The sequence below is a fragment of the Petroclostridium sp. X23 genome, assembly GCF_030013905.1.
GTDB lineage: Bacteria > Bacillota > Clostridia > SK-Y3 > SK-Y3 > X23.
Window position 1 is genome coordinate 4,261,240 of record NZ_CP124862.1, and the last position, 17,683, is coordinate 4,278,922.

General features: G+C 37.1%; 13 protein-coding genes. 12 read left to right on the plus strand and 1 reads right to left on the minus strand.

Annotated elements, in window-relative coordinates; genetic code table 11:
- Positions 1 to 3 precede the first annotated feature (3 nt).
- The 10 genes from QKW49_RS19990 (at position 4) to QKW49_RS20035 (ending at position 13,692) form a co-directional block, all read left to right on the plus strand.
- Positions 4 to 930: a glycyl-radical enzyme activating protein gene (locus tag QKW49_RS19990; protein ID WP_282864400.1), complete on the plus strand. Its 927-nt coding sequence runs from the start codon at positions 4 to 6 to the stop codon at positions 928 to 930.
- A 30-nt stretch (positions 931 to 960) separates the two neighbouring features.
- Positions 961 to 2,451 carry an FGGY family carbohydrate kinase gene (locus QKW49_RS19995; RefSeq protein WP_282864401.1) on the plus strand — a complete coding sequence of 497 codons (1,491 nt, stop codon included), beginning with the start codon at positions 961 to 963 and terminating at the stop codon, positions 2,449 to 2,451.
- A 68-nt stretch (positions 2,452 to 2,519) separates the two neighbouring features.
- Positions 2,520 to 3,539: a LacI family DNA-binding transcriptional regulator gene (locus tag QKW49_RS20000; RefSeq protein ID WP_282864402.1), complete on the plus strand. Its 1,020-nt coding sequence runs from the start codon at positions 2,520 to 2,522 to the stop codon at positions 3,537 to 3,539.
- A gap of 34 nt (positions 3,540 to 3,573) precedes the next feature.
- Positions 3,574 to 5,070: a sugar ABC transporter ATP-binding protein gene (locus QKW49_RS20005; protein ID WP_282864403.1), complete on the plus strand. Its 1,497-nt coding sequence runs from the start codon at positions 3,574 to 3,576 to the stop codon at positions 5,068 to 5,070.
- Positions 5,071 to 6,033, plus strand: coding sequence for an ABC transporter permease (locus QKW49_RS20010; RefSeq protein ID WP_282864405.1), 963 nt, complete (start codon positions 5,071 to 5,073; stop codon positions 6,031 to 6,033).
- Between the two features lie 412 nt (positions 6,034 to 6,445).
- Positions 6,446 to 6,955: an NAD(P)H-dependent oxidoreductase subunit E gene (locus QKW49_RS20015; protein ID WP_282864407.1), complete on the plus strand. Its 510-nt coding sequence runs from the start codon at positions 6,446 to 6,448 to the stop codon at positions 6,953 to 6,955.
- A 69-nt stretch (positions 6,956 to 7,024) separates the two neighbouring features.
- On the plus strand, positions 7,025 to 8,863 hold the full coding sequence (gene nuoF, locus QKW49_RS20020; RefSeq protein ID WP_282868195.1) for an NADH-quinone oxidoreductase subunit NuoF: 1,839 nt from the start codon (positions 7,025 to 7,027) through the stop codon (positions 8,861 to 8,863).
- A gap of 14 nt (positions 8,864 to 8,877) precedes the next feature.
- The gene (locus tag QKW49_RS20025; RefSeq protein ID WP_282864409.1) at positions 8,878 to 10,686 is read left to right on the plus strand and encodes an NADH-dependent [FeFe] hydrogenase, group A6; all 1,809 of its coding nucleotides are present in this window, start codon (positions 8,878 to 8,880) and stop codon (positions 10,684 to 10,686) included.
- Positions 10,687 to 10,924: 238 nt separating this feature from the next.
- Positions 10,925 to 12,532 (plus strand): response regulator, encoded by a 1,608-nt coding sequence (locus tag QKW49_RS20030; protein ID WP_282864410.1) that lies wholly within the window; start codon positions 10,925 to 10,927, stop codon positions 12,530 to 12,532.
- A 14-nt stretch (positions 12,533 to 12,546) separates the two neighbouring features.
- The gene (locus QKW49_RS20035; RefSeq protein WP_282864411.1) at positions 12,547 to 13,692 is read left to right on the plus strand and encodes a cache domain-containing protein; all 1,146 of its coding nucleotides are present in this window, start codon (positions 12,547 to 12,549) and stop codon (positions 13,690 to 13,692) included.
- A 14-nt stretch (positions 13,693 to 13,706) separates the two neighbouring features.
- Here the strand turns inward: QKW49_RS20035 and QKW49_RS20040 are convergent, their stop codons facing one another.
- Positions 13,707 to 15,053, minus strand: coding sequence for a transposase (locus QKW49_RS20040; RefSeq protein ID WP_349239048.1), 1,347 nt, complete (start codon positions 15,051 to 15,053; stop codon positions 13,707 to 13,709).
- Positions 15,054 to 15,182: 129 nt separating this feature from the next.
- Between QKW49_RS20040 and QKW49_RS20045 the strand changes: the two genes are divergently transcribed.
- Together QKW49_RS20045 and QKW49_RS20050 are read left to right on the plus strand one after the other, a co-directional pair.
- Entirely contained in the window at positions 15,183 to 15,857 is a 675-nt protein-coding gene (locus QKW49_RS20045; RefSeq protein ID WP_282864412.1) for a sensor histidine kinase, read from the plus strand.
- 321 nt (positions 15,858 to 16,178) lie between these two features.
- On the plus strand, positions 16,179 to 17,681 hold the full coding sequence (locus QKW49_RS20050; RefSeq protein ID WP_282864413.1) for a sugar ABC transporter ATP-binding protein: 1,503 nt from the start codon (positions 16,179 to 16,181) through the stop codon (positions 17,679 to 17,681).
- Positions 17,682 to 17,683 lie beyond the last annotated feature (2 nt).

The window sequence follows — 17,683 nt, forward strand, 5'->3', positions numbered from 1 at the left end:
ATAATGGAGCAGTATCTTGATGTAAGGGGAAAAATATTTGATATTGAACGATATGCCACCGGGGATGGTCCGGGGATCAGAACGACTGTTTTCTTAAAAGGCTGTCCCCTTGGCTGTATTTGGTGTTCCAATCCTGAGTCGCAAAGTATGAGTAAACAGATTATGTATTATTTAAACCTTTGTAATGGCTGCGGACGCTGTATAGCGCAGTGCCCACAGCATGCTATCAAGAAGGATGAAACTTTTGGTCTAATTACGGATTTTAATAAGTGTACTGCTTGTGGCAAATGTGTTGAAGGATGCTATTTTAATGCAAGGGAATTAATGGGGGAACACATTACGGTACGTGAGGTTATGGAAGTTATTAATAAAGACAAGTTGTTTTTCAAAACGTCTGGTGGTGGAGTTACTTTTTCAGGCGGTGAACCTTTTATGCAGCCTGAATTTCTGGAGGCATTGCTCGATGCTTGTAAGGAAGAAGATATTCATACGGCTATTGAGACATGCGGATGTGTTGGGTGGTGCAATATTGAGAGGATGCTTGATAAAGTTGATTTAATATTTTATGATGTAAAACATATTGACTCGGAATCCCACCGTCGTTACACAAGTCAAGGAAATGAACAGATACTTGACAATCTATTACGGCTTAGCAAGAGTCATAGTAATGTTATTGTGAGAATTCCATTTATACCCGGGGTTAATTCGGATTTAAAGGTTTTAAAGGAGATACTCCGATTTGCAGCAAATCTACAGCATGTTATTCGTATCGAGATAATGCCTTATCATCGATTCGGCAGCAGTAAATATAAAGGGCTGGGCAGAAAATATATGCTGGAAAGTGTTGAACCGGTTAATAAGCAAGATTTGCAGTACTTAGTACAAATTGGAGAAGAATCCGGGGTAGAGGTTCATATCGGATCGGTATAGAATGCAATGTACTGGAATGGGGGGATTATATTGGAGAACCTGCAAAAGGATATTTATTGCGTAGCTTTTGACTGTGGGAACTCTTCTTTCCGTGTTGTATTGGGTCACTATGACGGAAAGAAAATTGATATGGATGTAGTGCATCAAGTAGAAAATCAGACAATTGAAGTGAATGGGGTATTTTACTGGGATATTTTATATATTTTTAATGAATTACAAAAAGGATTGCAAGAAGCTTTTAAAGCATGTAATAAAATTGATTCGGTTGGTGTGTCTACATGGGGAGTGGATTTTGGATTAGTTGGGCAGAAAGGACAGATGCTGGCGAATCCTATGAGCTATCGTAACTCTTTTGGGGAAGAACAGTTAAACAGGCTGAATGAAGAAGAAAAAAAATTCTTATTTTACCGCACCGGAATACAGAATAATAGAATTAATTCGCTTTACCAGCTTCTTGGTATTAAAGAGCATTTTCCGGAAAACTATCATATGGCAGATAAATTGCTAATGATACCCGATATCTTAGTAAATATGTTCACAGGTGAATATAAGACGGAAGGAAGCATTATCAGTACGACACAAATCCTGGATACGGAAAAAAGGGCTTACTCGAAAGAAGTCTTGAATCGGTTTAAACTTAACGATCAGCTTTTTGTTCCAATTGCAGCTCATGGTGAAGAGTTGGGCATTCTAAAAGGAAGTATTGCGAAAACGCTGAACGTCAATGTATGTCCTTTTGTTTGTGTGCCATCGCACGATACGGCTTCAGCAGTTGTTGCTGTTCCTACCGAAGAGCAGGGGTTTATTTTTATTAGCTCCGGGACATGGTCATTAATTGGCACTGAATTACAAAAAACCGTTATTAATGAACAGGTATATAGGGATAATTTTGCAAATGAGGTAGGTGCTTTTAATTCGATTACACTTCTCAAAAACTCTACAGGAATGCATATTCTGCAAAAGGTTAAGAAGGAAATGGAGCGGGATGGATATAAGCTTTCATGGGACGAGATTGAGAGCCTAGCCAAAACATATACAGGGGATATAGGTTTATTTGATCCGAATAATACGATATTTTTTAATCCTAGAAGTATGGTTGAAGCAATAGGAAAGTTTATTAACGGGCAAGAAGGAAAACAAATCGGTTATCAGGAGGTCATTACGTCTGCATATAGGTCTTTGGCATACAGTTACCGGTATGCAATTGAACAAATTGAGGAAATCGTAGGGTGCTCAAAGGAAAAGATTTATATAGTAGGTGGGGGTTCCAGGAATTACTACTTAAATCAAATGACATCGGATTTGACAGGGAAGGCAGTAAGCGCCGGACCGGAGGAGGCGACTTCCTTGGGGAATATAGCAACGCAGCTTAAGTATCATAATCCGAGCTTGAATTTAACGGATATGAGAAAAATTATAGAAAACTCTGTAGAAATAAAGACATTTTCTCCTGATAGATCAATGAATAAACAGGAGATAGAAAAAAATTATAAAATCTTTAAATCATTGATTCAATATTAAGATTTTGTTTCTTAATTGCTCAAAATATATTATGATTTAATTATCAAAGGGATACAGGATGGTACAATATGGGCAAAAATAGTAATCGACAAACGAAAAAAATGACAATACGTGAAGTGGCACAGCTTGCGGGTGTTTCAACTGCAACAATATCCCGTGTGCTTAATGAACCGGATAAGGTTTCGAAAGAGGTAAAAGAGAAAGTTGAAAAAGTGATTGAAGAATATAATTATGTGCCAAATCAGCTTGCACAAAAGTTTACTACCAATAATTCCAGGTGCATTGCAATATTTATCTATGACATAGCGAATCCTTTTTTTGTAAAGATCATAGAAGGCATTAATCGTATATCATTTGACAATGATTATACATTGTTTATATGTGATTCGAGAAATAATAAAGAAAGAGAAATGAAGTATCTAAATTATCTGCTTGGTGCGCAAGTATCGGGGATTATTGTTACTGAAGGTGCTTCGGAAGATATCATAAAAAGAATCGGAAATAATATTCCTTCTGTAATGATTGATAGAAATATAGGACCGAAATGGCATTTCCCAATTATTACATCGGACAACTACAATGGGGCATGTACGGCAGTAGAACACCTGATACAACTAAACCACAAAAAGATAGCTTTTGCTGCCGGTCCAGAGAACATTTGTACGACACAAATACGGAAAAAAGGATATATTGATACCATGAAAAAGTATGGACTGCCAATTTATCCCGGGTATATTTATCATGATGATTTTAATGTGATGGGAGGAGTAAGGTCACTTGAGCACTGCATGTCTTTATCCGAGATTCCGACAGCAATTTTTTGTGCTAATGATTTGTTGGCTCAAGGTATTATTCTGCGTTCACATTCTATGAAGCTAACAATACCAAACGATATTTCATTGATTGGGTTTGACGGTATCATGCCTGAAACTTTTTATCCCAAAATTACTACCATACAGCAGCAAGTCGACCAGATTATCGAATGTACGATGGAAGCACTTTTTAAAATGATTAACCACGAAAAGTGTGAGGGGAGAATAACTATACCAACAAAGTTAATTATCGGGAATACGACTCAAAAGATTTGAGTGAAAGAGTAATTTACCGTTGGGGGTGAATCGAATGTCGGAATGCTATTTGGAGATGAAAAATATATGCAAGTCCTTTGCAGAAGTACAAGTTCTTAATCACATTAATTTTAATCTAAAACCTGGGGAGGTACATGTCCTGCTTGGAGAAAACGGTGCCGGAAAGTCTACATTGATAAAAATTATGTCCGGTGCCTATACAAAAGCCTCAGGTGAGATTTTTATTGAAGATAGGCTTGTTGAAATCAATAAGCCGAAAGATGCTTTTCAGTATGGAATCGGAGTAATCTACCAGGAATTTAATTTAAATCCGTATATGAGCATCTATGAAAATATTTTTTTAGGAAAAGAGCTTACAAAACGCTTTGGATTGATAGACAAAAGAAAAGCAATTGAAGAGACCGAGAGTATTTGTAAGAAAGTAGGCTTAACGGTGTCCCCTAAAACGCTGGTCAAACATTTAAGTGTTGCTCAAATGCAAATGGTTGAAATCGCTAAGGCCCTTAGCATGAATGTAAAAGTACTTGTCCTTGATGAGCCTACAGCAACCTTAACAGATACGGAAATTGCTAAGCTTTTTGAAATTATTAGGGAATTAAAAGATGATGGTGTAGGAATCGTCTATATATCTCACAGGATGAAAGAGCTAACAGAAATAGGTGACAGATGTACAGTTTTGAGAGATGGAAGTTATATTGGGACTGTTGAGTTGAAAAACGTAACCTGTGATGAACTGATTCATATGATGGTTGGCCGGAATGTTGATTTTGAGAAAAGAGCGGTATCCTACCGCAGACCGGAAAGAGCACTTAAAGTTGAAGGGATTTATTATAAAGGCCTGCTGAAAGATGTATCATTTGAATTATATAAGGGAGAAGTCCTGGGAGTTGCAGGTTTGGTTGGATCAGGACGCACAGAACTTGCAAAGTGCATTATAGGTGAATATAGGAAAGATGCAGGAAGAATATTCATTAATAATAAGGAAGAAAAGATTAAATGCCCGTCAGATGCCATTTCCAAAAGGATTGTTTATTTAAGTGAAGACCGGAAGAATGAAGGTTTGATATTAAAACATGAGATAAAATCAAATACAACATTGACAGCATTAGGTAAAATACAAAAAAATGGGTTAATCAATAATGACCGGGAACGGTCATGTGTAAATAATCTCATTTCTCAGTTTGGCATTAAAACAAATTCTATGAATACTTATGTAAAAAATCTCAGCGGAGGGAATCAGCAAAAAGTAGTTATTGCAAAGTGGGTGTTCTGTGGTGCGGACGTATATATCATTGATGAACCGACCCGGGGAATTGATGTTGGGGCAAGGCAGGAAATATATAATATTATGGAGGAGTTGTTAAAAGAAGGGGCATCAATCATCATGATAAGTTCAGACCTGGTAGAAGTTTTAAAAATGTCCGACAGAGTAATGGTTATGTGTAATGGAGAGAAAGCAGCTGTTTTGGATAATAGTATTAATTTAACGCAGGAAAATATTCTGGAGTATGCGATAGGGGGAAAATGCTAAATGGAACCGTTATTAAATCAGAATACCTTTTTGGACTGGAAAGAATGTTTGAAAAAGATCAGCATATATTTAGCGTTCTTATGTATCTTTATCATCTTTTCAATCATTAATCCGAATTTTATTAGCATAAGCAATATACTCAATATTATTGTTCAATCTTCAATTCTGGCAATCATAGCAGTCGGTGAAACGATGGTTATCTTAACAAACGGAATAGATCTAAGCGTAGGGTCAATTGTTGCTTTTGTAGGCATTGCAATGGGACTAGCGCTGGTTGCAGGAGTCCCGGTTGTACTGGTTGTCATTTTGGGCATGGTACTGGGATTGATTGTCGGTGCAATTAACGGTATCATTATTTCATATGGCCGCGTACCGTCATTTATTGTAACGCTTGGAATGATGGGGATTGCCCGTGGGGCTGCATTGGCGCTGAACTCCGGAAAACCTGTGGCAGGATTTCCGAGTGCTTTTGAAAAAATCGCATCAACGAAAATTGTAAACATCCCCATTTTTATATTTTACTGCGCAATTATTTACGTGCTTATGTACATTGTGCTTCATAAAACCAAGTTCGGAAGATATATTTATGCAATCGGAGGCAATAGGGATGCAGCGCGTTTGTCAGGAGTGAAAGTAAAGAAGGTAGAAATGTTTGTTTATGCCCTTGCAGGTTTATTTTGCGGAATAGGTGCAATTATGTTGACAACGAGACTTAACTATGCGACGCCGATAGCAGGAAACAGCTATGAGCTTGATGCGGTTGCATCTGTTGTCATTGGCGGTACGGCACTTTCGGGTGGACAAGGAAAGATTTTAGGTTCACTAATGGGGGCCTTAATACTGGGGACACTTCGAAACGGTTTAACCATACTAAATGTGCCGGTTTATTTCCAACAAATTGTAATAGGGATAGTGATTATTATGGCTGTATTTATAGATAAACTGAAAGAAAAGGAAAATTGATTCAGCTATTGGCTATTATGGAAAGATGAAAAATATTGTTTTGAAAATGTAATTGTAAGAAGAAGTTATGTTGAAATAGAATTCAATTCTATGGAGAGATAGCTTCTTTTTTATGTTTATAGGAGGATGTGAAAAAGTCTGATTCAGCATACAGAAGGGCAAGACTTGGGGACTGGTCTGCTGTCAGGCCTGGTTTTTGGCCGGACTGCGGCCCTGTCCCCGTGTCCGATTTTCGAACGATTAAGCACTTTTTTACATCCTCCTTATAGGGATTTTAACAAAGCCAAATAAAATAGCTTTCCAAGAATAATTGATGAAGAAAAAGGAAACCTTAGGATAAAATAGAATTTTTGTGTTTCAATCAATATAGTATTCAAGAATCCATTTGTTAAACAGATGAGGAGGTATTTTCATGGGTATGCGCATAGAGAAAAATCATGATGAGAACTTTCAAAAACTTGATGAAGTACTGGCTCAATATAAAGACCAGCAGGGAATGCTGATTCGTATCCTGCAAAAAGCACAGGAAATTTTCGGTCATTTGCCCGATGAAGTACAATCATATATCGCAGAGAAAACAGATATCCCTATATCCACAGTAAATGGCGTAGTCAGTTTTTACTCGTTTTTCTCGCAAGAGCCTCAAGGGAAATATACCGTTGGAGTATGTCTGGGAACTGCCTGTTATGTAAAAGGAGCACAAGAGGTATTGGAAGAGATTAAAGAAGAGTTGGGTTTGGATGTAGGTGAAACTACATTGGATCACATGTTTACTTTAAAAGCAACTCGCTGCATTGGCGCGTGCGGTTTAGCGCCTGTTATTACGATCAATGATGATGTACACGGCAGGCTGAGCCCTTCGGATATCCCTTCCATTTTACATCAATATATGAAAAATCAGAAGGAACCGGTAGTTAAATAAAGAGGTGAAACTATGGAACAAGTAAAAATAGAATCAATGGAGCAGCTGCAGGCATTAAAGCAGGAAGTCATGCAGCGTATTTCATGCCATTTAAAGGGAGAGACTCCGGAACAAGAGGCGGAGAAATATCATATTTTAGTTTGCTCAGGAACAGGATGTACAGCAACAAAGAGCCAGATCATCCGGGAAAAACTTGAAAAGGAAATAAAGAAGCGAAACCTTGAGGATAAGGTAAAGGTATTCAAAACAGGCTGTTTCGGTTTCTGCAAATTAGGCCCTATTCTAGCCATTTACCCTGACCGTACCGTTTATATCAAGGTGGATGAAGGTGATGTGGATGCGATACTGGATGGGCATATCCGGGAAAGGCATGTGGTAGATAAGCTGTTATATGTATCGCCTAAGACCGGTGCGGTACAAAAGACATTGGAAGAAATGGACTTTTTTAATTTCCAGCAGCGTATTGCCCTTAAAAATTGCAGTGTGATCAATCCGGAAGACATCACCGAGTATATTGCTTTAGACGGATATATGGTGTTAGCGGAAATATTAACCCAAAGGAAGTCTCCAAAATCTATTATTGAAGAGTTAAAAAAATCAGGGCTGAGGGGCCGCGGAGGCGGAGGGTTTTCTACCGGTATGAAATGGGAGTATGCCGCCGGATACCAATCGGATAAAAAGTTTGTGGTATGTAATGCCGATGAAGGTGACCCAGGTGCGTTTATGGACCGTTCTATTTTGGAAGGGGATCCCCACAGCATTATTGAGGCAATGATTATTGCCGGATATGCGATCAATGCCCAACAGGGATATATCTATGTACGTGCCGAGTACCCGATTGCTGTGGAAAGGTTGGAAATAGCCATAGACCAGGCTAGAAAGGCTGGGTTGCTGGGGAAGAATATCCTGGGTTCGGGATTTGATTTTGAAGTGGATATCCGTCTTGGAGCAGGGGCTTTTGTATGCGGTGAAGAAACGGCACTGTTATCATCCATCATGGGCTTAAGAGGAGAACCCAGCCCGCGTCCGCCCTTTCCTGCCGAAGCGGGGTTATGGGAAAAACCTACCCTGAACAATAATGTTGAGACCTATGCGAATGTGCCCATTATTTTGCGTAAAGGCGCTGAATGGTACGCAGGAATCGGTACGGAAGACAGCAAAGGCACGAAGGTATTTGCGCTGGCGGGGCAGATCAATAATACAGGTCTTATTGAAGTGCCGATGGGTACAACATTAAGAGATATTATTTATGAAATCGGAGGAGGCATTCATGACGGAAAAGAATTTAAAGCAGTGCAGACCGGGGGACCTTCCGGCGGGTGTATTCCAGCCTCTCATCTGGATATAAAAATTGATTTTAAATCCTTAACCGATATCGGCTCCATGATGGGTTCAGGCGGGATGATTGTAATGGATGAAACCGACTGTATGGTGGATATCGCCCGCTTCTATCTGGAATTCGCCCAGGATGAGTCGTGTGGTAAGTGTGTACCTTGTCGTGTAGGTACCAAGCGGCTGTTAGAAATCCTTGAAAAAATCACAAAAGGTGATGGCGCGGAAGAGGATTTGGAAATCATGGAGAACCTTTGTTACGACATTAAGGACAGCTCGCTGTGCGGTCTTGGGCAGACGGCACCAAATCCCATCCTTAGTACATTGAAGTATTTTCGGCATGAGTATCTCGCTCATATTAAAGATAAAGAATGTCCGGCAGGTGTTTGCAATGCGCTGCTGCGCGTCGTCATATCGGATAAGTGCATTGCCTGCGGTATTTGTGCCCGGATATGTCCGGTAAGTGCGATTACGGGAGAGCGAAAAAAGCCTCCATATGAGATACATCAGGATATATGCATCAAATGTGGGGCTTGTATTCCAAAATGTCCTGTAGATGCGATTTATAAGAGATAACAGGAGGTGACGATATGGAAAACATCAGAGAACAAGAAGAATTAGAAATGATTAGTGAAAAAGTAAAAGTTATGTTTGACGGACATGAATACGAAGTGCCGAAGGGGATGTCGGTTTTAGAGGCGGCACGGTACATTCATATTGATATTCCCAGCTTGTGTTATTTGAAAGATATTAACGAAATCGGCGCATGCCGTGTTTGTGTTGTTGAAATAGAGGGCGCTAGAACTTTGCAAGCATCCTGCGTATATCCTGTCAGAGAAGGACTTAAGATACGTACTAATTCCGAAAGGGTACTCAGGGCAAGAAAAACTGCGGTGACCTTGCTGCTCTCAAACCATCATAGAGAATGTCTGACTTGTATCAGGAATTTGAACTGTGAGTTGCAGAATGTGGCGGACACATTAGGAATTAGGGATATTCCATATACAGGCGAGATGTATGATTACGGTTTTCACCGTAATAATCATGCTATTCAAAGGGATTATAACAAATGCATCAACTGCCGCCGCTGTATGGCGATATGCAATAAGATCCAGGAATGCAACGTATATTCACCTATTAACCGTGGCTTGGATACGGTGATCGCACCGGCATTTAAAAAAGATTTATCAGAGGTGATATGCATTACCTGCGGTCAATGCGTGATCGCCTGCCCTACCGCTTCATTGACCGAAAAGGAAAGTATTGGCGATGTGTGGGCGGTACTTTCAGATCCGAAAAAATATGTGGTGGCGCAAACGGCACCATCCATCCAGGTCACGTTGGGAGAAGAATTCCGCATGCCTGTCGGTACACTGGTAAGAGGAAAACTGGTTGCATCACTGAGAAGGCTCGGATTTGACAAGGTGTTTGCTACCGATGTCACCGCGGACTTAACCATTATGGAGGAAGCCAGTGAGCTTTTGGATCGAGTCATGAACCATCCCGACCATATGCCGCTGCTATCGTCTTGTTGTCCCGGCTGGGTGAAATTTGCGGAGCATTTTTATCCGGAATTTTTACCCAATCTTTCGTCTACAAAATCCCCGCATGAAATGTGCGGAGCACTTACCAAGACGTGGTATGCAAAAAAATACGGCATCAAGCCGGCGGATATCGTCAATGTCGCCATTATGCCTTGTACAGCAAAAAAATATGAAGCGGCAAGACCGGAGATGACGTCGGATGGTTTCCGCAATGTAGATTATGTATTGACCACGCGGGAGCTGGCAAGAATGATTCGGCAGGCAGGCATTGATTTCATTAATCTTCCCGATGAAACTTATGATGAGCCTTTCGATCAATTCAGCGGTGCCGGTACGATATTCGGTACAACCGGAGGATTGTTTGAAGCGGCACTCCGTACGGCCCATTATCTTTATACCGGTGAAGAAATGCCTGTGCCGGACTATGAAGACACAAGGGGACAGCGAGGCCTGAAATACGGTAAGGTGACGATAGGAGATAAGACGCTTTCTATTGCGGTAGCCCATGGGACAGGAAACGCAAAAAAAGCGTTGGAAGCGCATAAAGAAGGAAAGAAAAAGATTGATTATATGGAAGTCATGGCATGTCCCGGCGGCTGCGTCGGCGGAGGGGGGCAGCCTATTCTTGGGGGCAGAGATCATAAGAAGATCTCTCTGGATTATCGGCATAATCGTGCGGATTCATTATTTAACATTGACCGCGGCAGCAAGATCCGCCGCTCTCATGAGAACGAGCGCATTAAGCAAATATATGACGAATTCCTGGAAGGACCGTTGTCGGAAGTGTCCAAGAAGTATCTGCATACAAGCTTTATACCCAGAGGAAAATTTCCGTATTTAAAGACGGATGAATAAAAAAGGGGCTGTCTCGTAATAGGAATTAAATTTCTATTCGAGACAGCTTTTTCATTGAAATAAAAAAGATGAACTCCGAATAGCTCACCTTTGGTATAATATAGTTACCACACAACTCAAATATTGTAAATTATTCAACTATAAAAATAAAATATTCTGTTAAATTAAAACTGCTAAGCTATTATAATATATGATATATGGATTTATGCATTTCACTGATATAAATGGGGGAAATTCAATGTACAAGATACTGGTTGTAGATGACGAATCTGTTGTTAGAGAGGGGATTAAGAATAATATTAATTGGTCTGAATATGGATTTGAACTTGTAGGCGGATGCAAAGACGGAAGTGAAGCAATCGAAGTTATAGAAAATAATCACTTGGATGTTGTAATTACGGATATATGCATGCCCTTAATAGATGGAATTGAGTTAACACGTTATATATCAAATAATTACAGCAACATAAAAGTTATAATCCTGACCGGATATGACGAGTTTGAATATGCACAACAGGCAATTAAATTAAAAGCTCTTGATTTTATTTTAAAACCCATAACAGCAAAGGAATTTTGTGAAGTTTTAGAAAAGGTTAAAAGTGATCTCGATGAAGAGGTCGCTAATATAAATAATTTAAATAATTTAGAAAGTCAACTGACAAAAAGTCTTCCTCTCTTAAGAGAGAGATTTCTAAAGCGTCTGGTATCAGGATTTTACGGAACTGAGAAAATCCAAGAGAAGCTTGACTATTTTAATATAAAGGTTTGTGGAGAGTTTTTTCTGGTTATTTCAGTAGATGTTGATGATTATGATGAAATGAATTCTTTTTATGCTGATTCCGAAGAAGAGCTTTTGCTTTTTGCTGTAAATAATGTCTGTGAAGAAATCGTATTAAAGTATAATAATGGAATAGTATTTCAAAATGATAACCAAAAGATAGTAATAATATTAAATGGAGAAGATTCACAGTTATTAAATGAAAATGGAATGATTATTTCGGAGGAAATCCGAAGCATGATTGAAAAATACTTAAAATTTACAGTGACTGTAGGAATAAGTGATATTTGCTCGTCATTAAAGCTTATAAATACAGCCTATGAGGAATCAATGGCTGCACTGGACTATAGATTTCTCGTAGGAAAAAATAAAGTTACTAGTATAAAGGATATGGAAGAAAACAACAGAGCCGTATCAAGATATAAAAAGGTAGCTACTGATAAATTGATAACAGGGATTAAAACAGGAACAATCCAAAATGTTGATGATATAATAACGGAAATTGTTGAAAATCTAAAAAACTCCTATACCTCACTTCAACAATGCTATATTCAGGTGCAGCAAATTTTAATTTCTATTATGGACACACTTAATGAATTGGGAATTAATATAGAAGCAGTTTTTGGTAATAGTAATATTGACCTTTCAGAAGTATATAAGTTTAAAGCTTTAGATGAAATAGAATGTTGGCTAAAAGATATTTCAAGGAATATATCGGTTCATATTTCAAAAAAGAGAACAGATCATTTTGAAATGCAAGCAATAAAAGCGGTAGAGTATATAAAAAATAATTATAATGATCAAAATATTTCACTTAATTCCATATGTAAACACTTACTTGTAAGTACAAGCTATTTTAGCATGATAATTAAAAATTATGTAGGAGAGACCTTTATTGAGTATCTTACAAGAGTTAGGGTAGAAAAGGCGTCGGAACTACTTAAAAACACTAACTTGAAAACCTATGAGATAGCTGAGAAAGTAGGATATAAAGATCCCCACTACTTTAGCTTGATTTTTAAGAAAGCCACCGGATTATCACCAACTGAATTTCGTGAAAAAATATAAGGGAGAATAATTGTGTGAAAAGTATTTATAATTGGGCATTAAAGTTTTTTAAATTTGGAAGTATTCAATCAAATATTGCAGGTGTTTTCTCCTTTCTTATACTATTTTCAATTATCTATATTGGATTTATTACATATAAGGTATCTTCAGATGTGGTTGAAAAAAATACTCGTGAATATATGAACGAGTTAATACGACAAGTTAATATAAATATTGAAACTTATATAACATATATGGAAAATATATCATTAGTAGCTCTAAATAATAAAGATATTGGATTGTATTTTTCCAATAATAATTTTTCTAAGGAAGAAAAGGAAAATAGTAAAAACAAAATCATTGAATTGTTTGATTCAATTTTATATGCAAGAACAGATATAGCTTCAATTTCTATATTTGGATATGATGGAAATTTTATTTCAGATTCGGAAAATTCCCAAATAAATGAATTTGCCGATATAAAGGGACAAAGTTGGTACGAAAATGCTGTTAAAGCAAATGGGCAAATAGCCATATCATCCTCTCATGTTCAGAATATTATTAGTAATAAATATAGATGGGTTGTATCCTTAAGCCGCGAATTAAGAAGTAAAGATGGTAAGGAAAAATTGGGTATATTTTTAGCAGACTTGAATTTTAAAGTTATAAATGATATATGCAGTAAGGTTAAATTAGGAAAGAGGGGATATATATTTATTATTGATAATGACGGAAAGATTGTTTTTCATCCCCAGCAGCAACTTTTATATAGTAATCTTAAATCGGAAATAATTGATGAAGTACTCAATACAAAAGAAAATAGTTTTATAATAAAAGATGGTAAAGACAGCAGAATTTATACTATACAAACTTCTGATTATTCCGGATGGAAAATTGTGGGTGTGGCATATGTTGATGAACTTTTTGCAAATAAAAAAAGAATTTATACTTATTACGCTTTGGGTGGCATAGTATTTGTAACTATCGTAGTATTATTGTCAATTTTATTATCCCTTAGGATATCAAAACCTGTTAAATTGCTTGAATCCTCTATGAAAGAGGTTCAAAAGGGAAATTTTGATATTAAGGTTGATATAAAGGATCCTGAAGAAATTAAAAAACTTAGTAAAGCTTTTAACTATAGTTTTGCAGAAAACTCTTGGGTAAATGTGTTACCATAAAAACCCACTGTGCATTATGCAACGAAGTCCACGATAGCATCTTTATCCAAGACAATTTCATGCTGTTCCGCTTCTGGTGCGGAATCAGCGAATACAAGTTTTCCCAAGGCATACTTTCTCAAACAATACCGTAGCTTGGAAAAACTTAACTCTGATACCCAAGGGGTATCCCCTGTATCGGAAGTAATATTTAACCATTTGCACTTGCCATACTTTATAAGTACAATTTTACCAATATTATAGGCGATACCAACAGTGTGTAAAAATCGTAATACAGGTAATAAGCTGTGGTGTTGGTATTCTCCAAAACCGAGATACTGCTTAACATCGCGTATTGCCAATTCTATTGAAAAACGGGAACCGTATATTTCAATAATCTGGGCAGCAGTGAGGGTTGTATCTGTACTGATTAATGCCATTAGCTTACCTTTATTAGTATGGAGCACTACCGTACGAACCTTTTTGGATAACTTGAGCATGCAAACATCGGCTACAGCAATTTCTATAGTTTGAATTTTGCCGTAAAGCTGTACAGTAACAATTTCATGTTCGGTAAGATTCCAAAGTTCACGAACTTTAATTTGTTTGCCATATTTGGGCTTACGACCCCTTTTTTTCTGCGATTGCGGTTCAGGGTCTAAACGTGCTACAGCATCAGCTCTTAATTTAGTAACAACATCAATGCCTTGGTCAAGCAATGGCTGAATAAAAGGTTTGTTTGCAAAGTATGCATCTTCTACGGTACGTAGTTTATGACCGCTTTGTAATACCCATTGATTTAACTGGAGTATTTGAGCATGTGCAACATCCCAGATTTTTAATGGTTCTGCTTGGCCTGATTGATTACATTTCCATTGGCTCTTTGCAAGCTTTCCTGTAACGAGTTTAAAGGAAATAAGGAAGCTAATATATTGGTTTTTGAAAAAGCCTGTAATACCAAGTACTCCCCAGTGATGTCCTATAATATATTCACCAGCATCAGCATTACCGCTGTGGTTATCCCATTTTTGAATGCCGATTACTTTCTTAGAATCTTTTGCATTCAAAGTAGTATCAAAGCAGGCTTGAATCTTACCATGTACCATGAGTTCATTTGGGAACAAGTTCAGAAGCAGCAAAAACATTTTTCTTATAACTTCTGTATAATCCCATTTATACTCCGTAAAGAACCTACACCAACTAGATACGTCTTTACGAAAGAAAAAGCAATGCCGATACAGCTTTCTGGTAGTTTTCTTGCCTGGAACCACAAGTAGGCACCATATATAGCAAATAAAATAATTATAAGTTTTTATGCATTTAAAGCATTCTTTTGGAAATAATAGTAACTGGATTATTTCCATAGGAATGTAGATAGTCATTGCAGAATCGCTCCTTTTTAAGGGATTGGGCCGGTGCCCTGCAATATCTATATTCCTATTTTATTGTGCTTTTATGCTGGTAATTGATGCATGTAATTTAAAAAGTGCAAAACTATAGCTTTTAATATAATGACAACTAAAATAAAAGATTTGATTATTCAAAATACAAAAGAGCAGGAGCAAAAACGAAAAAGTGAAATAAAAGCTCTTCAGGCTCAAATTAATCCTCATTTTCTATACAATACTTTGGATTCAATTATATGGATGGCTGAAAGCAAGAAATCTGAAGATGTTGTAGTTATGGCATCTGCACTTGCAAAGCTATTTAGATTCAGTATTAGTAAAGGTGAAGAAATAATTAGTTTAAGGAGTGAAATTGAACACATTAAAAATTATTTAACTATACAGAAAATCAGATATACCGATAAGCTGGATTTTAGTATAGAGGTAGATGATGATATATTACATTGCAAGACCCTAAAAATAATTCTGCAGCCTTTAGCTGAAAATTCTATTTATCACGGTATAAAAAATAAGAATGGAATGAGGCTAATAAGAATAACAGGGAAAAAAACTAATAATAAAATACTTTTACAGGTTATAGATAATGGGGTTGGTATGACTCCTGAAAAGTTGGAGAATGTTCTTTCAAAAAGAAATACAGTTTCCGATAGTAAAGGTGTTGGTGTATGGAATGTACATGAAAGACTAAAGTTATACTTTGGTGATGAATTTGGTTTGGTATTTGAAAGTCAATTGGATGTTGGAACAAAAGTCGATGTATGGCTTCCACTAATAGAATAGGACTAAAAATTTATAATGGGAAATCTGACATTAGCGTAAAAATAATGTCAGATTTTTTAATGCATAAGAAAGTATAAATAATTTTGTAAATTATTAAACAACATATGTAAGATATTCTATTAAATAATTATAATTACTCTTCTATAATTATATACGAGATGTGAGGTCAGTTAGTTTAGAAAAATCATAAATATTAAATTCCAAATTACATTAATGTATTTCAAAGATAAAATTTAATATTTCAAGCTGAGATTCAATGGTATTTATGTATCCTTAAATACGTATTAAATGAGCACATTTATGAAACAGGGGTGATAAGAATTGAGGGAAGTATTAGTCTATATGGAAGGAATAGAAAAAACCTTTCCCGGTGTCCATGCACTAAGTGATTGTAAATTTGAGCTGCGGTCTGGCGAAGTTCATGCATTAATCGGGGAAAATGGCGCAGGTAAGTCTACTTTAATGAAAGTACTCACAGGTATCTACAAGAAAGATGCGGGTCGTATCTTCTATAAGGGCAAGGAAGTTGAAATAGACAGTCCGAAAGCTGCACAACAGCTGGGAATCAGTATTATACATCAGGAACTTAATTTAATGCCTCATCTTACAGTAGCGCAGAATATTTTTATTGGTCGTGAGCCAAGAAAAAATCTTAATTTATTTTTAAATGAAAAAGAAATTAATGAGAAGACCAAAATTCTGTTTGAAAGTATGCACCTGAATTTGGATCCTAAAACTAAGGTGTCGGAACTTACAGTTGCAAAGCAGCAGATGGTGGAAATTGCGAAAGCTCTTTCTTTTAATTCTCAGGTATTAATTATGGATGAGCCGACAGCTGCCTTATCAGACTCGGAGATTGAAGAGCTGTTTCGTTTTATTAACCGGCTAAGAAGTCAGGGCGTAGGTATTGTCTATATATCCCATCGTATGGAAGAACTTAAAAGAATTTCTGACAGAATTACTGTAATGCGTGACGGAAGTTATATTGACACACTTGATATGAAAGACACAACAATTGATCATATAATAAATCTAATGGTTGGCCGTGTTATATATGAGACAGCTAGAGAAAATGCAAATACAGTTGGAAATGAAATAGTTCTGGAGGTTAAAAATTTAAATCGGGGCAGAGCAGTAAAGGATGTAAGCTTTAAGCTTAGAAAAGGAGAAATTCTAGGTTTTGCCGGCTTAATGGGTGCAGGTCGTACAGAGGTTGCTCGTGCTCTATTTGGTGCAGATAAAAAGGATTCAGGAGAAATATACATAAATGGTGAAAAAGTTAATATAAAAAGTCCTGAGGATGCGGTTAAATATGGCATAGGATATCTTTCGGAAGACCGTAAGAGATATGGACTTGTAGTAGGCATGGATGTTGAAACCAATATAGTATTAGCTACATATAAGAATTTTCTTGGATTTTTAGGCTGGGTAAATAGTACAAAAATTCGTGAACAAGCTGAAAATTATGTTAATACTTTGAACATAAAAACACCCAGTACAGTACAAAAGGTTAAAAACTTATCCGGTGGAAATCAGCAAAAAGTAGTTATAGGAAAGTGGTTGACACGAGACTGTAATATATTAATTTTTGATGAACCGACACGTGGAATAGATGTTGGGGCTAAAAGTGAGATATACAATCTGCTTTCAGATTTAGCCAAACAGGGAAAATCTATAATAATGATTTCTTCTGAATTACCGGAAATCCTTCGTATGAGTGAACGAATTGTTGTGATGTGTGAAGGAAGAATAGCCGGTGAATTGAGTGCCGAGGAAGCTACTCAGACAAGTATTATGAAATTTGCAACAAAACGGGAAGTATAATC

What these genes read in the sequence shown, in the direction of transcription:
- QKW49_RS19990 (WP_282864400.1), top strand. Translation starts at nt 4, where the DNA reads ATGGAGCAGTATCTTGATGTAAGGGGAAAAATATTTGATATTGAACGA.
- QKW49_RS20000 (WP_282864402.1), top strand. Translation starts at nt 2,520, where the DNA reads ATGGGCAAAAATAGTAATCGACAAACGAAAAAAATGACAATACGTGAA.
- QKW49_RS20005 (WP_282864403.1), top strand. Translation starts at nt 3,574, where the DNA reads ATGTCGGAATGCTATTTGGAGATGAAAAATATATGCAAGTCCTTTGCA.
- QKW49_RS20010 (WP_282864405.1), top strand. Translation starts at nt 5,071, where the DNA reads ATGGAACCGTTATTAAATCAGAATACCTTTTTGGACTGGAAAGAATGT.
- QKW49_RS20015 (WP_282864407.1), top strand. Translation starts at nt 6,446, where the DNA reads ATGGGTATGCGCATAGAGAAAAATCATGATGAGAACTTTCAAAAACTT.
- nuoF (WP_282868195.1), top strand. Translation starts at nt 7,025, where the DNA reads ATGCAGCGTATTTCATGCCATTTAAAGGGAGAGACTCCGGAACAAGAG.
- QKW49_RS20025 (WP_282864409.1), top strand. Translation starts at nt 8,878, where the DNA reads ATGGAAAACATCAGAGAACAAGAAGAATTAGAAATGATTAGTGAAAAA.
- QKW49_RS20030 (WP_282864410.1), top strand. Translation starts at nt 10,925, where the DNA reads ATGTACAAGATACTGGTTGTAGATGACGAATCTGTTGTTAGAGAGGGG.
- QKW49_RS20040 (WP_349239048.1), bottom strand. Translation starts at nt 15,053, where the DNA reads ATGACTATCTACATTCCTATGGAAATAATCCAGTTACTATTATTTCCA.
- QKW49_RS20045 (WP_282864412.1), top strand. Translation starts at nt 15,183, where the DNA reads ATGACAACTAAAATAAAAGATTTGATTATTCAAAATACAAAAGAGCAG.